This window comes from Nonomuraea jabiensis (assembly GCF_014204795.1).
Classification (GTDB): domain Bacteria; phylum Actinomycetota; class Actinomycetes; order Streptosporangiales; family Streptosporangiaceae; genus Nonomuraea; species Nonomuraea jabiensis.
Map to the genome: position 1 here is coordinate 383756 of NZ_JACHMB010000001.1, position 17817 is coordinate 401572.

A 17817-nucleotide genomic window follows, 5' to 3' on the forward strand; every position below is an offset into this window, starting at 1 on the left:
GTCCCATGCTGTCCGCGTTCACCGATCTGTCCGTGGCATCCGCGCGCCGTACCCTGCTGTCCAGGGCGGGGCGCCTCGCCGTGGCCCAGGACCCCGGCCTCGGCGGCGGGAACCTGTGGCGGACGGCGCTGGCGCACAGCCGCGATCCGGATGCCACGTTGGTCGTGGCGGATCCGCCGATACCCGGCGTCGACGGAGCGCCGCGCGCCGAGTTCGGAATCGCCGCGCTGTGCGCGCTCGCGGACGCGTGGTCGTCCTGGTATCTCGCGCAGGGCGTGCGGCCACGCGACCGGGTCGCGCTGTATCTGGAGGACTCGTTCGAGGAGCACGCGCACCTCGCCGCGCTCGCGCAGATCGGCGCGATCGCCGTCGTCGTCAACGGTCGGCTTCCCGGCGAGGTCGCGCTCGGGCTCATGCGGCGCGCCGGCGCAGTGGGCCTCTACACCGACGCCGCGCACCTGGCGCGACTCGGCGGGGGCGAGAAAGAGCTCCCTTCGCTGCGATGGGCGTTCACCCGATCCGAGGCCGGCGACCTGAGCGGCGCCGTCCTGCCGGACCAAGCCCGGTACCGGCACAGCGACTCCGACCCGATCTTCCTGTGCCACTCCTCCGGCACCACCGGCGACCCGAAGCTCGTCATCTGGACGCACGGGCAGGGCACGGCGGGGCCCGCCTTCCGGCTGTCCACCCAGCCCGAGCCGGACGACTCGCTGCTGTTGTGCGCGGCGCCGCTGTCGCACGGAGCGGCCATCGCCGTCACGTTCTTCGCGTTGCTCGCCGGCCTGCCGATGGTCGCGCTGGCCGACCGCAGCGCGGCGGGCCTGTCCCGGGCGGCCGCCCGGTACCGTCCCACGACCGTGTTCGCGTTCAACCACGTCCTCGCCGAACTGGCGCTGTCCGACGCCGATCCGGAGGATTTCGACTCGGTACGCGACTGGGTGAACGTGGGTGATTCCGCGCACGAGGTCCACATGCGGCGGCTGGTGCGGCTCGGCCACCGCGACGTCGGGGGCGAGCGGGTGCCCGGCTCGATGTTCCACGACATCCTCGGCTCGTCCGAACTCGGCTGGGCCGCGTTGCGCCGTACCACCACCGCCGACATGCCGTCCGCCCCGCGCCACCTCGGCAGACCGGTGCCCGCAATGAAGGTCGCGGTCCTGCGCGAGGACGGCAGCCTCGCCGGCCCCGATGAGGTGGGCATGCTCGGCGTACGCGGCGACTCGGTCACCACCGGCTACTGGAACGACTCCGACACCACTCACCGCAGCCGGCTCGCCGGGTACTTCCTGTCCGGCGACCTGGTACGCCGCACCGCCCGGAACGAGTACTTCCACGTTGACCGCATCGTGGACGCGATCCCCACGGCCGGGGGGACGGGCCACTCCGTCCTGATGGAGGACACGGTGCTGCTCGCGCTGCCCGAGGTCGCCGACTGCGCGGTGGTGGCCGGGAATGACGCCGGGGCGATCGTTGCGGTGGCAGTGGTCAGGCTGCGCAACGAGGATCCGGCGTCCGGCCCGGACAGCGACTCGGACACCGGCCCGGGCGCCGGTCCGGCCGCCGGGCTTCTTGCCCGGGCCAACTCCGCGCTCGTGGCGATCGGCCAGCCGCCCCTCGCCGCGCTGGAGATCGCGGTCACCGACGACGACCTGCCGGTCGGTGCGACCGGCAAGGTGCTCAAGCGCCGGCTCCGCGAGAAGTACCGGGATCTGGCGTCTCATCTGGCCACCGCGCCGCACGCCGCCGCGGCAGGGCACGTACGGCCCTGGGCGCAGGTGGCCGAGACCCTGCGCCACCTCGCCGAGGACGTACTCGACGCCGAACCCGGGCAGGTCTCCATGGCCGACGGCTTCCACACCGACCTGCAGATGGACTCCCTGCAGAAGATCGAGCTCGTCACTCGCGTCGAACGCGCCTTCGCCGTACGGTTCGAGGCCGAGGAGGCCGCCGGGATCGAGGCGCTCGCCGACGTCCTAGATCTCCTGACCCGCCGCGGCCTGGTCGCCGCCGCACCGGCCGGCGGCGCGTGATGGACCCCGTCGAGATGCTGCTGCTGCGCCACGTCGCGGCCGGGCAGGGCGGCCGGACCGCTCTCGCCGACCACGTACGCACCCTGACCTACGCCGAACTGACCCAGGCTGCCTGCGACCACGCCGGAGCGCTCGCCGCCGCCGGAGTACGCCGCGGCTGCCGTGCGCTGGTCGTCGGCGACGACAGCGTGGACACCGTCGTCGCGGTGCTGGGCCTGTGGTGGTACGGCTGTGTCCCCGTCGTCCTCAGCCCGATGTTGCGCGATGCGGAGATCGCCTTCGTCGCCCGCGACTGCGCCGCCGAGCACGCCTGGATCGCGCTGCCCAAGGGGCGGCGCGACAGCCTGCGTGAGGCGCTCGGCCCGCTGCCCGTGCACGAACCGCGCGCCACCCCCGCCGCCGACGTCGGGCCGCCCGCCCCGTTCGTGCCGGAAGCGGAGGTCCTGGTCCAGTACACCTCCGGCAGCACCGGCCAACCGCGCGGCGTGCGCCACAGCATGGCCGGGCTCCGCGCCGTCCTCGACGGCTTCGGCGTTGTCCTCGCCCTCACCCCCGACGACACCGTGCTGTCGACCGCGAAACTGTCCTTCGGCTACGGCTTCGGGAACTCCGTGCTGTTCCCGCTGGCGGCCGGCGCCCGGTCGGTGCTGCTCGCGGGCCCCGTCGATCCGTACACCGCGATCACCGCCGTCCACCGGCACCGGCCGACCGTGCTGTGCGCGGTGCCCAGGCTGTACGCGGCCCTGCTCGACACCGTCGAGCGCGGCACGGTGCTGGACCCGTCGTCCCTCCGCCTCGCGCTCGCCGCGGGCGAACATCTGCCCGCCGAGCTGTCCGCCCGCGCGGCGCGCCTGCTCGGCGTCCCGGTGGTGAACGGGCTGGGGGCGACAGAGGTGCTGCACATCGTCCTGGCGACCGACCCGCAGGACGTCCTGCACGGCTCCACCGGCCACCCGGTGCCCGGCGTCACCGCGACCGTACGGGACGACGACGGCCGTCCGCTGCCCGCCGGCTCGCCCGGCCGCCTGCACATCCGGACCGCCTCGGCCGCGCTCGGCTACATCGACCGGCCCGAGGACTCCGCGCGCACGTTCGCCGACGGCGGTGTCTACACCGGCGACATCGCCTACCGCACCGAGGACGGCGACTTCCGCCACGTCTGCCGGGCCGACGACCTGCTCAACCTCGGCGGTTTCAAGGTCGCGCCCGCCGAGATCGAGGCGGAACTGCGTACCGCCGACGGCATCGCCGACCTGGTCGTCGTCGGCGGGCGCGACGACACGGGGCTGGAGCAGGTCGTGGTTCACGCCGTTCCCGCCGACGGCGTCACACCCGATCAGGCCCGCCGCGCCCTCAGGCGGGCCATCCGGGAGAACCTGCCGCCGTACAAGCGGCCTTCGCGCGTCGAGGTGCTCGCCGCGCTGCCCACCACCTCCACCGGGAAGCTCGCCCGTTACCAGTTGCGCGCCCCGCGGGAGCCGCGATGAGCGGGGACATCGTCGGCATGGGCGTCGTCACCTGCCTCGGCGACGAACCCGAGGCGGTGCACCGGGCGCTGTGCGACGGACGTACCGGAGTCGCGCCGCTGCGGGCCTTCGACAGCGCACTCTTCCGGGTCAAGCACGCGTACGAGATCGACGACCGGACCGTCCCCGGCCAGGACGAACCGGGGCGCGCCTCCCGCTGGCTGCGTGCCGCCGTCGCCGCGGCGCTCGCCGACGCGGGGCTGCCCGCCACTGTCCCCGACGTGCCGGTCATCGTCGGAACCACACTGCGCGAACTGCGCTCCGCCGAGCTGTGGTGGCGCGACGGGCACTCGCTCACCCCCGCCGAACTGCACTTCGGCCAGGTGATGCGCGACGCGTTCGGCACCGCGGAGACGCACACCGTGGCCAGCGCGTGCGCCGCCGCTCTCTACGCCCTGGGCATGGCCACCGACCTGATCGCGCTCGGCCTCGCCGACACCGTCGTGGTCGCGGGCACCGACGCCATCACCGAGAGCTCCTTCGGGGGACTCGACCGCGTGCAGAACCCGCCGCCGCAGGCCATACAGCCGTTCGCGAGGCACCGCCGCGGCATGGTCATGGGGGAGGGCGCCGCCGCGGTCGTCGTACGGGCCTCCGGCGCCCATCCCCGCCCCGCACACGCCTGTGTCCGCGGGGTCGCGATGAACTGTGACGCGGCGCATGCCACCGTGCCCGACGTCGCGGGCGTCGCCGGGGCCGTCCGCGACGCCCACCGCCGTGCCGGAGTCGACGCCGCCGACATCGACCTGGTCGTGGTGCACGGCAGCGGCACACGCCACAACGACGCGGTGGAGGCCGGCGTACTGCGCGACGTCTTCCGGGGCGTCCGGCCCGGCCCGCTGGTCACCTCGGTGAAGTCCGGCCTGGGCCACACCTGCGGGGGATCCGGTCTGATGAGCCTGATCATCGCCGTGCTGGCCATGCGGACCGGGGAACTGCCGCCGATACCCGGGCTGAGCGACCCCTCCCCCGAGGCTGGGGACCTGCGCCTCGTCGCCGGCCACCCGGCCCGTGGCCGCTTCGACACAGCGCAGATCAACGCCATCGGCCTCGGCGGCATCAACGCCGTCGCCGTCATCGGCGGGGCCGCATGACACGCGCCGTGATCACCGGCTGCGCGCTCGCCGTCACCGGCGTCGCCGACGAATACGACCTCCTCGGCCTCGGCACCGCCGCCGCACCCGAGGACGACGCCGCCCGCGTCGAAATCGGGCTGCGGCACAAGGACCGCGCGTCCCGGCTCGCCCTCCGTGCCACCCGACGGGCGCTGCGCGGCGTCACGCTGCCCGCGTCGGGCAGCGTGACGGGCACCGCCGTCATCGTCAGCAGCAACCTCGGGAACCTCGACACCGTCTGCGAGTTCGTCGACACCATCGGCAAGGAGACCGTCATCGGTCTCAGCCCGATGCGCGTGCCGCACATGTCCAGCAACGTCACCGCGAGCTGGATCGCCCTCGACCACGGCCTGCGCGGACCCAACATCACCCTGTGCAGCGGCACCACCAGCGGCCTGGACGCGATCTTCTGGGCCACCGCCCTGCTCGCCGCGGGCCGCGCCGAAGCCGCCGTCGTCGTCGGCGTCGAACCGGACACCGCGCCGGTCGCCAGGCTGCACGGCGGCACGACGCGACTGGACGGCGCCGTGTGCCTCATCCTCGAGACCCCCGCGCGGGCCCGCGCCCGCGGCGCCCGGCCGCGCGCCGAGATCCACGCCTACGGCAGAGCCGCCGACCGCGCCGAGGCCGTTCACCGCGCGACCCGAACGTGGCGGGGCCCCATCGGACTGCGGCTCGCCGGGGGGCCGGGTATCGGCATCGCGGCCGACGCGGTCGATCTCCCCGCGGGTCCGGGTACCGGCCACGCGGCCAGCACAGTCGATCTCACCGCCCGGCTCGGCCGCTGCTCCGGCGCGCTCGGTGTCCTGCAGTGCGCCGCCGCTCTCGCCTGGCTCGACCGGCCCGGCCACGACGCCGTGCTCGCGGTCGCCGGCGACGACGGCACCGGCGACCGACCCGACGGGGAAGGCGATCCGAGCGCGGTGGCCGCCGTGCTGCTCACCCGGCCTGCCGAGAACGTGCCGCCTCGGCCCGCCGGCGACGTCACGTACGGGAACGGCTTCGGAGGTGATCGGCATGATGGTGCCTGATCGGCGTCGTGCGGTGCTGACCGGGCTTGGTGCCGTCTCCTGCCTGGGCGCGGGCGCCGAGGCTCACTGGGCCGGTCTGCTCGCGGGTGGAGCGGCGCCCCGCGAGGTCGATCTGCCGTACATGCACATGCGGGCCAGGCGTATGTACCTGACACCACCTTCCGCGATCCCCGCCGACCCCGGCACCCACGCCGGGATCCCGCTCGGCCCGGCCCCGCGTATGGCGGTCGCGGCCGCACGTGAAGCACTCGCGGACGCCGGCATCGGCCGCGGCGACACCGTACGCATCCCCGTCGTGATGGGCGTCGAGATGGGCAACGCGAGCGTTCAGGAAGAGCAGCGCGGCGCGGGCGGCACCCCGCCGTGGACCCCGCTCGCGGTCACCGCCGCGGTCGTCGCCGAGGCGGTCGGCTCGCGGGCGGGCACCGCCGGCTTGGGCAACGCCTGCGCCGCGGGCGGCTACGCGCTCGGCGTCGCGCTGGACGTCATCCGTGCCGGCGAGGCCGACGTGGTGCTCGTCGGCGGCGCGGAGGGCATCACCCGGGTCGGCATGGCCGGGTTCGACCGGATCCGGGTGACCGATCCGTACGGCTGCCGGCCGTTCGCCCGCGACCGGGCGGGCACCGTGTTCGCCGACGGCGCCGCGTTCGCGGTCCTCGAATCCGCCGCCCACGCCGCATCGCGGGGAACCCGGCCGTACGCGGAGCTCGGCGCCGCCGCCTGGAGCTGCGACGCCTACCACCACCCCACCGCCCCGGAGCCCGAGGCGGTGCAACTGGTCCGGGCCATGCGGAACGCGCTCGCCGACGCCGGAGTCCGGCCGGAGCAGGTGGGCTGTGTGCTGCCGCACGCGACCGGCACCCCCGTCAACGACGCGGTGGAAAGCCGGGCACTACGCCGCGTTTTCGGCGATTCCTCCGGCCGTCCACCGGTGTTCGCGCTCAAGGCGCTCATCGGCCACACCTCGGGGGCCGCGGGCATGTTCGCGTGCCTGACCGCGGCGCTCATCGCCTTCCGGGCCCGGATCCCGGCCAACGCGCCCCTGGACCAGGACCCGGAGTGCGACGTGTGGCTGCCGCAGGACGGGCCCGTACCGCTGAACCGGCCGGCCGTGCTCGTCAACTCGTGCGCGACCGGCGGAATCAACGCCTCGTTCGTGCTCTCGCGGGTGGGAGACCCGGCATGAACGCCCCGGTCCGCGTACGCGTCCTCGGCCTCGGGATGATCGCCCCCGGCGCCCTCCGGCCGGCCCGCGCCCTCGAACCTCCCGTGGAACCGTTTCCCGGCTGGTTCGACGCCGAGGCGCTGCTCCCCGGCCGCGGCTACCGGAAACTGCCGCCGGCCTGCCGGTACCTGCTCGCTGCGGCCCGCTCGGCACTCGACGACACCGGTACGTGGTTCGCCGGCCTCCCACCACAGGACCGGGCGGCCGTGATCGGCGGCAACAACGCGGGAGCCGCGCTCCAGGACGACTTCGACCGTACCGTCATCGCCACGGGGGCGGCGGATCTGTCCCCGGCGCGCGTACCGTACATGGCGCTGAGCATGTTCGGCGGCCGACTGGCCCCGGAACACGGGCTGCAGGCATTGGTCCTGACCACCAACTCCCCGGCGGTCGCCGGACTGGAGGCCGTACAGACGGCGGCGCGCGCACTGGCCGCCGGGCGTGCCACGGCTGTGCTCGCGGGCGCCGTCGAAGACCGGCCCGCGCCCGTCCAGGGCGGTGGGTCCGCGCACGACCTCGGCGCCGCCGTGCTCGTGTGCGTACAGGAAGGTGTTCCGGTCGCCGGAGAACGGGCGTACGGCCACTGCTCCGTGCGCGGCGCGTTCGTCGGCGCGGCGGGCGGGGTGCCCGAGACCTCCGACGTACTCGACCCGCTGTGGAAGGAACTCCTCGCCGACGGCCGGCCGGTCGCGCGCATCGACGCCGTGCTCGACGACTCGCCCGCGGGAGCGGCGGTCGCCGGGTGGCTGGCCGCACGCGCGGGCGACCGCGCCGTCACCATCCTCACCCGGCCGCCGGGCAGCGGATCCCTCGCACCGCTGCGCCGCGTGGTCGGCCGGATGGCGGCCGGTACGGCCGAGCGGGCCGTGGTGCTCGCCGTGTCCACGCACGGCCACGTCTCGATCGCCGACGTGCTCCCTGGCACGGCGAACCCTTACACATCCACCGAACAGGCATCACCGACCCCGAAAGGCAGGACCCCATGGCAACCCTGATCCCCACCCGCGACGAGCTGCGCGACTTCTTCGCCGAAGAGCTCGAACTCCCGGCCGACGTCGTCGGCTACGAGAGCGACTTCGAGGCCGACCTCGGCGTCGACTCGCTCGCCACCATGGAGATCCTCGTGCAGTTGGAGAAGAAGTACAGCATCCGTCTGGAGGAGTCCGAGTTCGCCGGTCTCACCTCCGTGAACGCCGTCCACGCCTTCCTCGCCGACCGGCTCGAAGCGGCGTGAGCATGACGGGCGCCCACCGCCCGGTCGCCATCGTGACCGGGGGATCACGTGGCATCGGCCGCGCTGTCGTGACCCGCCTGGCCGCCGACGGGTTCGACGTCGCGTTCTGCTACCGCACCCGTAAGGACGCCGCGGAGGAGGTGGCGGCCGAGGCCGGGGCGGCGGGTGCCCGCGTGCTCGCGTACGAGGCCGACGTCGCGTCCGCCGACCAGGCCCGGGCGCTGGTCGCGGCCGCCGAAGAGCACCTCGGGCCGCTGTCGGTGCTCGTCACCTGCGCCGGCATCGTCCGGGACCGGCCGCTGGCACGCATGACCGACGCCGAATGGGACGATGTGATCCAGACCAACCTGTACGGCACGTACCACGTCTGTCGTGCCGCCGCGCTCCCGCTCATGCGGCATGGCAGCGGCTCGATCGTCACGCTGTCCTCGGTCGCGGCCGCGCACGGCGGCCCGGCACAGAGCAACTACGCCGCGTCCAAGGCCGGCATCGTGGGCTTCACCGCGTCCTTGGCGCGCGAACTCGCCCGGTCCGGGGTGCGCGCGAACGTCGTCGCGCCCGGGCTGATCACCACCGACATCACCAGCGATCTGCCGCCCAAGGTGCAGGCGTCCATCATCGGGAAGATCCCGCTGCGCCGGCCCGGGACTCCCGGCGAGGTCGCCGATCTGGTCGCCTTCCTGGTCTCCGACCGCGCCCGCTACATCACCGGGCAGGTCATCGGCGTCGATGGAGGGCTGGTGCCGTGACCGCGTCCGCCACCGGCCGTCCGGGCTCCGGCTCCAGCTCCGTGGCCGCATCCGCCACCGGCCGTCCGGGCTCCGGCTCCGGCTCCGGTTCCGGTTCCGGTTCCGGCGTCGGCTATGACGTGATCGTCGTGGGTGCCCGCTGCGGCGGAGCGCCCGCGGCGATGTTGCTGGCCCGCGCGGGCTACCGCGTCCTCATGCTGGACCGCGCTCGCTTCCCCCGCGACACCCTGTCCACCCTGTACATCCACCAACCCGGCACCGCCCTGCTCGACCGCTGGGGCCTGCTCGACCGGGTCGCCGCCACCGGCTGCCCGCCGATCACCTCGGCCATGCACCGCATGGGCCAAGTCGCCGTCGAAGGCGCTCCCACTCCGGTTCACGGCGTCCACGTGGCCTACGCGCCACGGCGTTACCTCCTCGACACCCTCCTCGCCAAGGCCGCGACCGACGCCGGAGCGGAGTTCCGCGAGGATTGCCGGGTCACCGACGTGGTCGTCGAGGACGGGCGGGCCGTCGGGGTGCGATGGCGTACCGCCTCCGGCAGCGGCACCGACCGCGCCGCGCTGGTCGTCGGCGCGGACGGTATGCGCTCGGTCGTGGCGGGCGCCGTACGTGCCGAGACGGTCCGCGAACACCCGCCGCTGACCTGCGTCTACTACGGCTACTGGGAGGGGGTGCCGGTCACCAGGTTCGAGGCCCACTCGGTACGCGGCCGCTGGGTCGGCTGCCTGCCCACCAACGACGGCCGTACCCTGCTCGCGGTGTACTTCCCCCAGGCCGAGTTCGAGGCTGTCCGTCGCAACCTGCCCGCCGCCTACCTGGGCGGACTCGCGGCCGCGGCGCCGGAACTGTACGAACGCGCCCTCGCCGGCACCCGGGTCGGCCCGCTCCGCGGCAGCGGCACACAGCGGAACTTCTTCCGCCGCGCGGCCGGACCCGGATGGGTGCTGGTCGGCGACGCGGGACACCACAAGGACTCCATCACCGCCGACGGCATCACCGCGGCGTTCCAGCAGGCGGCGCTCCTGGCCGCCCACCTGGGCGCCGACCTGCCCGATCCGGCGCGCCGGCAGGCCGCGTTGGAGCGCTATGCCCTCGACCGCGACCGCCTGCTCGCCGCCCGCTACTCCGACACCCTCGCGCTCGCCCGGCTCCGCGCCGACCGGGTGGAGGCCCGGATCGCCGGGCTCGCGCACGACCCGGCGTGGGTGCAGGCGTTCTTCGACCGCGCGGCGGGCACCGGTCCCGACCTCGTGCCCGTGCCTGGTAACCGGTCTGAGGAGGTACCGGCGTGATCGCCGAACAGTACGGAATCGCCTTTCCCGGACAGGGCATCACGGCGCAGACGCTGCGCTCCGCCCTGTGGGCCCACGTCCGGCACCCGCTGGTCGCCCGGCTGCTGACGACGTTCGGCGCGGCGGATCCCGAGGCGCTGGACCTCGGTGACACCTCGGTCGTCCAGCCCGCCACCTTCGCCGCCGGCCTCGCGGCGGCCCACACGGCCTTCGGGCCGGACCACCGCCCACCGGTGGCGCTCGGCCACAGCCTGGGCGAGCTGACCGCCGCGGCGTACGCCGGATTCCTCCGTACCGACGAGGGCTTCGAACTGGCCGTGGACCGCGGCCGGTTGTGCCGCGACCAGAGCCTGCGCAGGCCCGGGGCGATGGTCGCGATCGTCGGCGCCGACGCGGGCGAACTCGAATGGCTGCGCCGGAGCGTGGTCGCCGAGCACGGCGAGATCCTCGACGTCGCCGGGCTCAACAGCGCCCGGCAGACCGTACTGTCGGGCGCTCCCGAGGCGGTGGCCGCGGCCGTACGCATCGCCGAGGAACAGTGCCTGCGCGCCGAAGTGCTGCCGATACCCGGCGGTTTCCACAGTCCGCTGATGATGGACGCCGTCCCGGCGTGGCGGCGCCGTCTGGAGTCTGCGGACTTCCGCCCGAGTACGACCCGATTCGTCTCCGCGATCGACGTACGACCGCACACCGACCCGGTCCAGGTCCGAGAACAACTCGCGCGCGGCCTGGTGCTCCCGGTGCGCTGGCACGAGGCCGTGCGTACGGTACGGGACCTCGACGTGCCCGGCCTCGTCGACGCCGGACCGGGTACGACCCTGCTCAAACTCGGACGCCGCGCCCGCATCCTCAAGTTCACCGGCCTCGGCGCGCTGCCCGAACCGGTTCCACCCGGGTGAAGGCGGCCCGCTGAGCACCGCCGTTCGACCACGTGACCCACAAGCGGACCAGCCCCGCCTGCCGCGCGACCGAAGGGCGCCCATGCACCACCACGATCCCACCGCGGATGCCGTGCTCGACCCCGGCATCGTCCCCGACGGCACCGCATCCGCCGCCGGACCGGCCCGCCACGTGCTGCTCACCGGCGCCACCGGCTTCCTCGGCGCGTTCCTGCTCCGCGAGCTCCTCGACCGCGCCGACGCCGACGTGTGGTGCCTGGTGCGCGCCGACAGCGACCACCACGCGGCGTCCCGCCTGCGCGAGGCCATGCGGCGCTATCTGATCTGGGACGACCGGTCGGCCGGGCGCGTCATCCCGGTCGCCGGAGACCTGACCGCGCCCGGCCTCGGCCTGACGCCCGCCCGCTGGGCGGAACTCGCCGAGCGGATCGACGCCGTGCAACACGCCGGCGCCCAGGTCGGCCACGCCGCACCGTACGCCGCGCTGCGGGCGGCCAACGTGTACGGCACCCAGGAGATCATCCGGTTGGCCTGCGAGCGCCGCGGCAAGCCGCTCAGCTTCATCTCCACCGCCGCCGTACCGGGTGATCCGGCGGACCGTACCGCGGCACCTCCTCCGCCGGGGCGCCCGGGCGGAGGCTATGTCACCGGCAAATGGGTCGCCGAGCGCCTGGTCCGGCAGGCCGGCGACCGCGGGCTGCCGGTACGGATCCACCGCCCCGGCCGCATCAGCGGCCACTCCGTCACCGGAGCCTGCCAACTCGACGACGGAATATGGCACTTCGTACGAGCCATCGCCCTGCTCGGCCTGGCCCCCGTCGTCGCGGCGCCCGACGGCGGCGGCCCCGCGGTGTCGTTCTCGCCGGTCGACTACGTCGCCCGCGCCATCGTCCACATGTCCGCGCAGGACGCTGGACCGGCCCCGCTGCGCTACCTGGTCAACCATTCCCGCATGCCGCTGAGCGACCTGATCGGCCACGTGGCCAAGCGGTACGCCGTCTCCTACGTCTCGTGCGAAACCTGGCTCGAACGCCTGTGGCAGGCACGGCACCGGCACGACGGCGCGCTGCTCAAGGCCGGCGTCCTGGTGAAGTACTACCGGGCGCTGCTCACCGGAACCGGCCGCCCGCCGACCGCCGACGACCGGAACACCGTACGGGACCTGGCCGGAACCGGCATCACCTGCCCGCCCCTGGACGGCGCCCTCATCGGGGTGTACCTCGACTACTTCCAATCAGCGGGCTTCCTCCCGGTACCGCCGACACACCTGAACCGAGAGTGCGGGATTTGGCGGTAGTGACCTGCAGCGGCAGCCACTCGGTCGATCAGTGGGTACGGCGGCGGGGCGCCAGGACCTCGGTGACCTTGGCGATGGCTTCGGCACCGGGGTTGACGTAGCGCATGGCCGTGCGCGGGTTCTTGTGGCGGGTCCTGCCCATGATGAGCCGCAGCGGGATCTCGGCCTCGCCGAGGGGGGTGGCGGCGCTGTGGCGCAGCTGGTGCAGATCCAGCCCGGCGTACTTGTCCAGCAGGACGCAGGCACGATCGTCACCGAGCCGGGCCCGGCCGGTATGCGGGCAGATGTCGCCGGCGGCGAGCCGCCGAGCCGGGACCACCCCCCGCCAGTCCACGCAACCGAGAGTGTGGTGCAGGACCGCTGACGAATCGAGGTCAGTAGGCGAGTTCTCCGATGCCGCCATCGACGCGCAGGACGGTGCCGGCGGTGTAGGCGGACTCGTCAGAGGCCAGGTAGACAGCCGCCTTTGCCAGCTCGGTGGCGGTGCCGATGCGATGCAGGGGCACGGTCCGCCGAAGCTCGGCGTACAGGGCGGCCTGCCGCTCGGGGCCGAGTGAGGCGAACGTGTCCGTGAGGGTCGGCCCCGGGCTCAGCCCGTTGACGCGGACGCCCCGCTCCTTCAGCTCGTAGGTCAGCCCGCGCGACAGGGACAGCAGGCCGGCCTTGGCGGCGCCGTAGACCGCCGCGTTCCCGTGCCCGATGAAGGCGGAGACGGAGCCGACGAGGATGACGGACGCCTGCCGGGACAACAGCGGCAGCAGGGCCTTGATCAGGAAGAACGGCCCCTTGAGGTTGGTGGCGACGAGCCGGTCGAACGCCTCCTCGGTCCATTCCTCGATCGGCAGGTGGGTGACGTCGGCGGCGTTGCTCATCACGACGTCGAGCCGCGGCCACTCCTGCCGCAGCCGCGCCGCGAGCGCCGCCTGGCCGGGCACGTCGCCGGCGTCGGACAGCACGGGCAGCACCCGGCCGCCCAGCCGCCGGGCGGCCTCCTCCAGACGTTCGCGCGAGCGGCCGGTGATCGCGACGGCCGCTCCCTCGGCGAGGAACTCGCGGGCGGTCTCGAACCCGATGCCGCTCGTCCCTCCCGTGATCAGGGCGTACTTGCCCTCAAGACGACCCATTGACGTCAATCTCCTCACTCGCGCCCGAGCGCGTGGTTCTGGTAACGGTGGTTGTGCAGAGGGACCGGAGCGCGCCCCGGGTCAGATGGCGGTGCGGCCTCCGTCGGCGGCCACGACGGCGCCGGTCACGTAGCCGGCCTGGTCGCCGGCGAGGAAGGCGATCACCTGGGCGACCTCGGCCGGGTCGGCGGCGCGCTTCAGGGCGGTCGTCAGCCCCATGCCGCCGAGGTCCGGGCCCATGGCCGCCACCACCTTTGAGGTGGTCATCGGGCCAGGCGCCACGGCGTTGACGCGCACGTTGGAGCCGGCGAACTCGGCCGCCCAGGTGCGGGTCAGCGACTCCAGCGCCGCCTTGGTGGCGCCGTAGACCGCCATCGCCGGCATGCCCAGGGCGGCCGCGGTGGAGCTGACGTTGACGATGCTGCCGCCCCCGCCTGCGGCCATCTTCGGCGCGAGCCGGGCCACCAGGACGAACGGCGCGCGCACGTTGACCGCGAAGGCGGCGTCGTAGCCGGCGAGGTCCTGGTCGGCGGTCGCGCTGAACGGGACGACGCCCGCGTTGTTGACAAGGATGTCCACCGCCCCGGCGTCATCGGCCAGCCGTTGCACGGCCTGCGGGTCGGCCAGGTCGGCGGGGATGAAGCGCACGGTGCCGGCCGCACTCGCCCGCACGTCATCCACGACCTGGGCGCCACGATCCGGGTCGGTGCCAGTGATGATCACGTTGGCCCCGCCTGCGGCGAGGATCCTCGCTGTCGCGTGCCCGAGCCCGCCGATGGCGCCCGATCCGGTGATCAGCGCCGTCTTCCCGTTGAAGTCCATGGGTCCTGCCTCTCGTCCGCCGGCGCGCTCACGCGCCACCGACTTCTGTGCGTTCGTTCAATAAGTCGCTCAGCCGTCACCGTACGGCATTTCGTGCAAGCGGTCAAAAAGTCGTACCCTGGGGGCATGGCACGGACAGGACGCCCCCGCGCATTCGACAAGGACCAGGTCCTGGAGCGCGCTCTTCTGCTGTTCTGGTCCCGGGGCTACGGAGAGACCTCCGTCCAGGACCTCGTCGACGCGCTGGCGCTGGAGCGGGGCAGCCTGTACGGCGCCTTCGGCGACAAGCGGCAGTTCTACCTGGCGGCGGTCCAGCTGTACTGGGACACCTACGAGCGCCGGCTACTGACGGCACTGGAGGCCGGGCCGGTGCTGCCGGCGCTGCGCGAGGTGCTCACCCATCCGGCCCGGGCGCAGGAGTACGCCTCCGACGTCGGCGTTCCGCAAGGGTGCATGATCGGCAACACCACCGCCGAACTCGTCCCGCACGATGCCGAGGCCCGCGACCTCGTAGCCCGCTCACACGCCCGCTTCACCCAGATCGTCGCCGACGCCCTGCGGCGCGCGCAGGCCACCGGCGAGGTCACCCAGGCCGCCACCCCCGAGGCCCAGGCGCAGCTCCTGCTGTTCACCGTCCAGGGACTCTCCCTGGTCTCCCGCGCAGGACTCGACACCTCCGCCGCGCTCACCGCCGTCGACGCCCTGATCGACGCCCTCCGCGCTTGATCCGCGGGCTCGGGGGCCCACCGCGCCGCCGGCCGGTCCGGATCGCTGGGGCCTCGACCAGGTCACTGTCCGTCCCGGGGCCTTGCGCGAAATCCTCGAAGGACTTCACCGGTGACGAACGTGCCTGACAACCTTGGAGCCCACTTGCTCAACGGCGGCGGGGCTGGTGGGAGGCGTCGCTTCGGTCGGGGCGGGTGAGCGGCTGCAACGGCTTCGCCGGCCGTCAGTCGCCTGCGGCCTCGCCCGCCGCCGCGCGGGCGAGGGTGTCGGCCACTGTTGTGCGGGCGAGCCGGGCCACGGAACGCAGTTCGGCGTCGGAGGCGCCGGCGCGGCTGAGCACGGCCAGCGACTGGTTGATGGCGACGACGAACACGGCCGGCTCGTCCAGGACGCGGGGATCGGCCGGTGCGGCCGCCAGCGCCCCGCGTACCCGTCGGCGTTTGGATGTCGAGCAGGGTGCGCACATGGCCACGGCTCTCCTCGCCGAGGATCGCCGACTGCGCCGCGGACTGCGCGATGAGGCACCCCGTAGGAACCGACGGGTCGGCGATGCGCGCCAGCACCACGTCCAGGAACGCCTCGATCGCGCGCACCGGATCGTCGGAGTGCGCGGCGAGCGCCTCCTCGTACTGGTTGCCGTAGGTGGCCAGAGCGACAGGCGGATCGCCGACCTGACCGACACCCGCAACCGGCTCGACTCTGTACTGGGCCGACCGCGGGCGCGGTGGTCTCAGGGGGTGCTGCTGGCCGTTGCCGCCGCCGCCATGAGGACGGCGACGGAGTCGCGATGGTCGTGCTCGTTGCACCCGAGGACGATGCAGCTCGGTCCGGCATCTGCGACGGGGACGCAGATGGTGCCCGGTGAGGCCGGGGTGACAAGTGAGCGAGGAAGTACCGCGACCACTCGTCCGAGTCTCACCAGTGGAATCAGTTCGGCGACGTCGTTGAGCTCCGGTCCGTCAGATCCGTCGTTTGATATGCCACGCCAACGAGGGAAGGTCTCTCCGTCGAGATCCGCGGACCTGATGCTGGAGCGTTCGGCCAGGCGGTGGCCTTCGGGCAGCACGGCGACGCGGTCCTCGACGTGGAGTGTCTGGGTCGTGAGGCCGGTGAGGTCTTCGAAGGGCGCGTACAGGAGAGCGGCGTCGGCTCGTCCGTCGCGGACGAGGTCTGCTCGTTCCGAGCCGGGGTGGAACATGATGTCGACGTGTCGGGCTTGCGGAGTCTTCGCATACTCCGCGAGCAGCGCGGACAGCAGTCCGGCGTCACCGCCCGGTTTCATGGCGAGGCGCAGTGGCCCGGTCTCGGCCGCCTGCCGGGTGCGCTGCACGGCGACGTCCATGGCGTTCAACGCGTAAGGTGGCGCCGGCCGCGAACAGCGGCACCGCCACCGCTAGCAGCACCAGGCGCAGGAGTCGGGTGCCGGGGTCGCCGACGACGGTCAGGACGCTCGACAGCACCGTGAGCAGGCTTGAGAACATGGCGAGCAGCGCCCCGAGCACCCTCATTCTCGTTCCGGCGACCAGGGCACCCACCCCGGCTGTGGGAACGGCGGCGGCAGCGGCGATGACCTTGGTTCAGGGCTTCACCGCGTCCGCCACTCGTCAGTGATATCGCGCGTGCCGACCAAGCTCACTCTGGCGAAAGCATGAGGTATTGATCGACCTCGACACCGGCCCGCGCCGCCGCCAGCCAGCGGATGAGGTCCGCGCCCATCGAGATGCCCTTCTCCCGGGACTCCTCAACATCGCGGAACTCCTGTACCACGATTAACGTCGCCTCCCAGCCCCGGTCACGGGCAAGATCGCGCAGCGTGTGCGCACCCCGGTCGCCCCACTCCGTCAGCCCGCCGAACACCTCGTCCAGCTGGTCCGACCCCACCTGCCGGCCGAGTGCGAGGGTCCATGAACTGAACCCGTACGGCCTGCCCGTCTTAGGGGACGGGCGGCCGTGCCGGGTGGACTCGTCGGGTGCGATACCGAGCGCCTGGGTCACCGATTCAGGGTCACCGTCATCGGCGACCAGGCGCAGGTACACGTTGAACATGCGCTACTTCCACTTGTACGCCGACTTGATCTTGGCCTTGCCGTCCTTGCTGATGAGCCAGTAGTAGCCGTCCGACCCCTTGTAGACATCGAAACTCGAGACCTTGGCGCCACGTCCGAGCTCTTCACGCTTGAACTCATGCGGATCGAGATCGTACCGCTCTCGCAACTCCTGCTCGAGACGCCGCTCCTTCACCTTGTTGAAATCGACGCTCTCCTCGGCGGCTTCCTCGGCGGCCCTCTCGGTGGCCGCGCAGTCCTCGCCGGGCCGCTCATCCTCGTTGTGGACGAGAACGTCCACCCCGCCCACCACGACGTGGTAGCTGTTCAGGCCGGCGACCGTGAGGTTGTGCACACGCTGCTCGCCCGCCGTGCGCTTGGTGACGCCGGCGACCCTGACGCGGGTCTGATCACTGGTGAGCAGCCACATTCCCCGTTCCAGATCGCCTGCTGGCACGCTTCTCGACCAGGCAATTTGCCCTCTGACCGGTGGTGTCCCTGCCGTAGGTCTTTTGCTTTCCAGACCCTGGATAGGTCGCCGAGGGCACCCGTATGCAGCCGTAGGACCTTGATGACGGGATATGCGGGATGATCTTTATGGCGTTTTCTCAGCTGAATGCAGCCGTGACGTGTTGCGCCATCCACATGGCGGCGCTCGCCTACCGCCGGCGTCGTCCCATCCGGACGCTTCAGACCAAT

Annotated in this window: 19 protein-coding genes; 12 read left to right on the forward strand and 7 right to left on the reverse strand. The window is 72.9% G+C overall.

Annotated features, from left to right (window positions below; translation table 11 throughout):
• Positions 1–5 precede the first annotated feature (5 nt).
• The 11 genes from HD596_RS01670 (at position 6) to HD596_RS01720 (ending at position 12401) form a co-directional block, all read left to right on the forward strand.
• Positions 6–2030, forward strand: a complete 2025-nt coding sequence (locus tag HD596_RS01670; RefSeq protein WP_185067548.1) for an AMP-binding protein — start codon at positions 6–8, stop codon at positions 2028–2030.
• A complete protein-coding gene (locus tag HD596_RS01675) occupies positions 2030–3517 on the forward strand; it encodes a class I adenylate-forming enzyme family protein (RefSeq protein ID WP_185067549.1) in 1488 nt (495 codons plus the stop codon). The genes HD596_RS01670 and HD596_RS01675 overlap by 1 nt, the downstream gene beginning before the upstream one ends.
• Positions 3514–4650, forward strand: a complete 1137-nt coding sequence (locus HD596_RS01680; RefSeq protein WP_185067550.1) for a beta-ketoacyl synthase N-terminal-like domain-containing protein — start codon at positions 3514–3516, stop codon at positions 4648–4650. The genes HD596_RS01675 and HD596_RS01680 overlap by 4 nt, the downstream gene beginning before the upstream one ends.
• Positions 4647–5702 (forward strand): beta-ketoacyl synthase N-terminal-like domain-containing protein, encoded by a 1056-nt coding sequence (locus tag HD596_RS01685; protein ID WP_185067551.1) that lies wholly within the window; start codon positions 4647–4649, stop codon positions 5700–5702. The genes HD596_RS01680 and HD596_RS01685 overlap by 4 nt, the downstream gene beginning before the upstream one ends.
• Positions 5689–6888, forward strand: coding sequence for a beta-ketoacyl-[acyl-carrier-protein] synthase family protein (locus HD596_RS01690; RefSeq protein WP_221519131.1), 1200 nt, complete (start codon positions 5689–5691; stop codon positions 6886–6888). Before HD596_RS01685 ends, HD596_RS01690 begins: the two co-directional genes overlap by 14 nt.
• Positions 6885–7922, forward strand: coding sequence for a beta-ketoacyl synthase N-terminal-like domain-containing protein (locus tag HD596_RS01695; RefSeq protein ID WP_185067552.1), 1038 nt, complete (start codon positions 6885–6887; stop codon positions 7920–7922). The genes HD596_RS01690 and HD596_RS01695 overlap by 4 nt, the downstream gene beginning before the upstream one ends.
• Positions 7910–8161: an acyl carrier protein gene (locus HD596_RS01700; protein WP_185067553.1), complete on the forward strand. Its 252-nt coding sequence runs from the start codon at positions 7910–7912 to the stop codon at positions 8159–8161. Before HD596_RS01695 ends, HD596_RS01700 begins: the two co-directional genes overlap by 13 nt.
• A 2-nt stretch (positions 8162–8163) precedes the next feature.
• On the forward strand, positions 8164–8910 hold the full coding sequence (gene fabG, locus HD596_RS01705; RefSeq protein ID WP_185067554.1) for a 3-oxoacyl-ACP reductase FabG: 747 nt from the start codon (positions 8164–8166) through the stop codon (positions 8908–8910).
• On the forward strand, positions 8907–10205 hold the full coding sequence (locus tag HD596_RS01710; protein ID WP_221519132.1) for an NAD(P)/FAD-dependent oxidoreductase: 1299 nt from the start codon (positions 8907–8909) through the stop codon (positions 10203–10205). The genes fabG and HD596_RS01710 overlap by 4 nt, the downstream gene beginning before the upstream one ends.
• The gene (locus HD596_RS01715; protein WP_185067555.1) at positions 10202–11104 is read left to right on the forward strand and encodes an ACP S-malonyltransferase; all 903 of its coding nucleotides are present in this window, start codon (positions 10202–10204) and stop codon (positions 11102–11104) included. The genes HD596_RS01710 and HD596_RS01715 overlap by 4 nt, the downstream gene beginning before the upstream one ends.
• Before the next feature lie 82 nt (positions 11105–11186).
• Positions 11187–12401, forward strand: a complete 1215-nt coding sequence (locus tag HD596_RS01720) for an SDR family oxidoreductase (protein ID WP_185067556.1) — start codon at positions 11187–11189, stop codon at positions 12399–12401.
• Between the two features lie 28 nt (positions 12402–12429).
• On the opposite strand, the gene HD596_RS01725 is transcribed toward HD596_RS01720, so the two are convergent.
• The 3 genes from HD596_RS01725 to HD596_RS01735 all read right to left on the reverse strand — a co-directional run bounded on the left by HD596_RS01725 (position 12430) and on the right by HD596_RS01735 (position 14347).
• Complete coding sequence (locus HD596_RS01725; protein WP_246554067.1) at positions 12430–12735, reverse strand: tyrosine-type recombinase/integrase; 306 nt, start codon at positions 12733–12735, stop codon at positions 12430–12432.
• A 40-nt stretch (positions 12736–12775) separates the two neighbouring features.
• Positions 12776–13525, reverse strand: coding sequence for an SDR family oxidoreductase (locus tag HD596_RS01730; RefSeq protein WP_185067557.1), 750 nt, complete (start codon positions 13523–13525; stop codon positions 12776–12778).
• Positions 13526–13606: 81 nt separating this feature from the next.
• Positions 13607–14347: an SDR family NAD(P)-dependent oxidoreductase gene (locus HD596_RS01735; protein WP_185067558.1), complete on the reverse strand. Its 741-nt coding sequence runs from the start codon at positions 14345–14347 to the stop codon at positions 13607–13609.
• A 126-nt stretch (positions 14348–14473) separates the two neighbouring features.
• On the opposite strand from HD596_RS01735, the gene HD596_RS01740 reads away from it, so the two are divergent.
• Entirely contained in the window at positions 14474–15073 is a 600-nt protein-coding gene (locus HD596_RS01740; RefSeq protein ID WP_185067559.1) for a TetR/AcrR family transcriptional regulator, read from the forward strand.
• A gap of 223 nt (positions 15074–15296) precedes the next feature.
• On the opposite strand, the gene HD596_RS60110 is transcribed toward HD596_RS01740, so the two are convergent.
• The 4 genes from HD596_RS60110 to HD596_RS01760 all read right to left on the reverse strand — a co-directional run bounded on the left by HD596_RS60110 (position 15297) and on the right by HD596_RS01760 (position 17548).
• The gene (locus HD596_RS60110) at positions 15297–15539 is read right to left on the reverse strand and encodes a hypothetical protein (RefSeq protein ID WP_221519133.1); all 243 of its coding nucleotides are present in this window, start codon (positions 15537–15539) and stop codon (positions 15297–15299) included.
• A gap of 264 nt (positions 15540–15803) precedes the next feature.
• The gene (locus tag HD596_RS01750; RefSeq protein ID WP_185067560.1) at positions 15804–16415 is read right to left on the reverse strand and encodes a LysR substrate-binding domain-containing protein; all 612 of its coding nucleotides are present in this window, start codon (positions 16413–16415) and stop codon (positions 15804–15806) included.
• Between the two features lie 290 nt (positions 16416–16705).
• The gene (locus HD596_RS01755) at positions 16706–17119 is read right to left on the reverse strand and encodes a DUF4279 domain-containing protein (protein WP_185067561.1); all 414 of its coding nucleotides are present in this window, start codon (positions 17117–17119) and stop codon (positions 16706–16708) included.
• Between the two features lie 3 nt (positions 17120–17122).
• Positions 17123–17548 (reverse strand): hypothetical protein, encoded by a 426-nt coding sequence (locus HD596_RS01760; RefSeq protein WP_185067562.1) that lies wholly within the window; start codon positions 17546–17548, stop codon positions 17123–17125.
• Between the last annotated feature and the right edge of the window lie 269 nt (positions 17549–17817).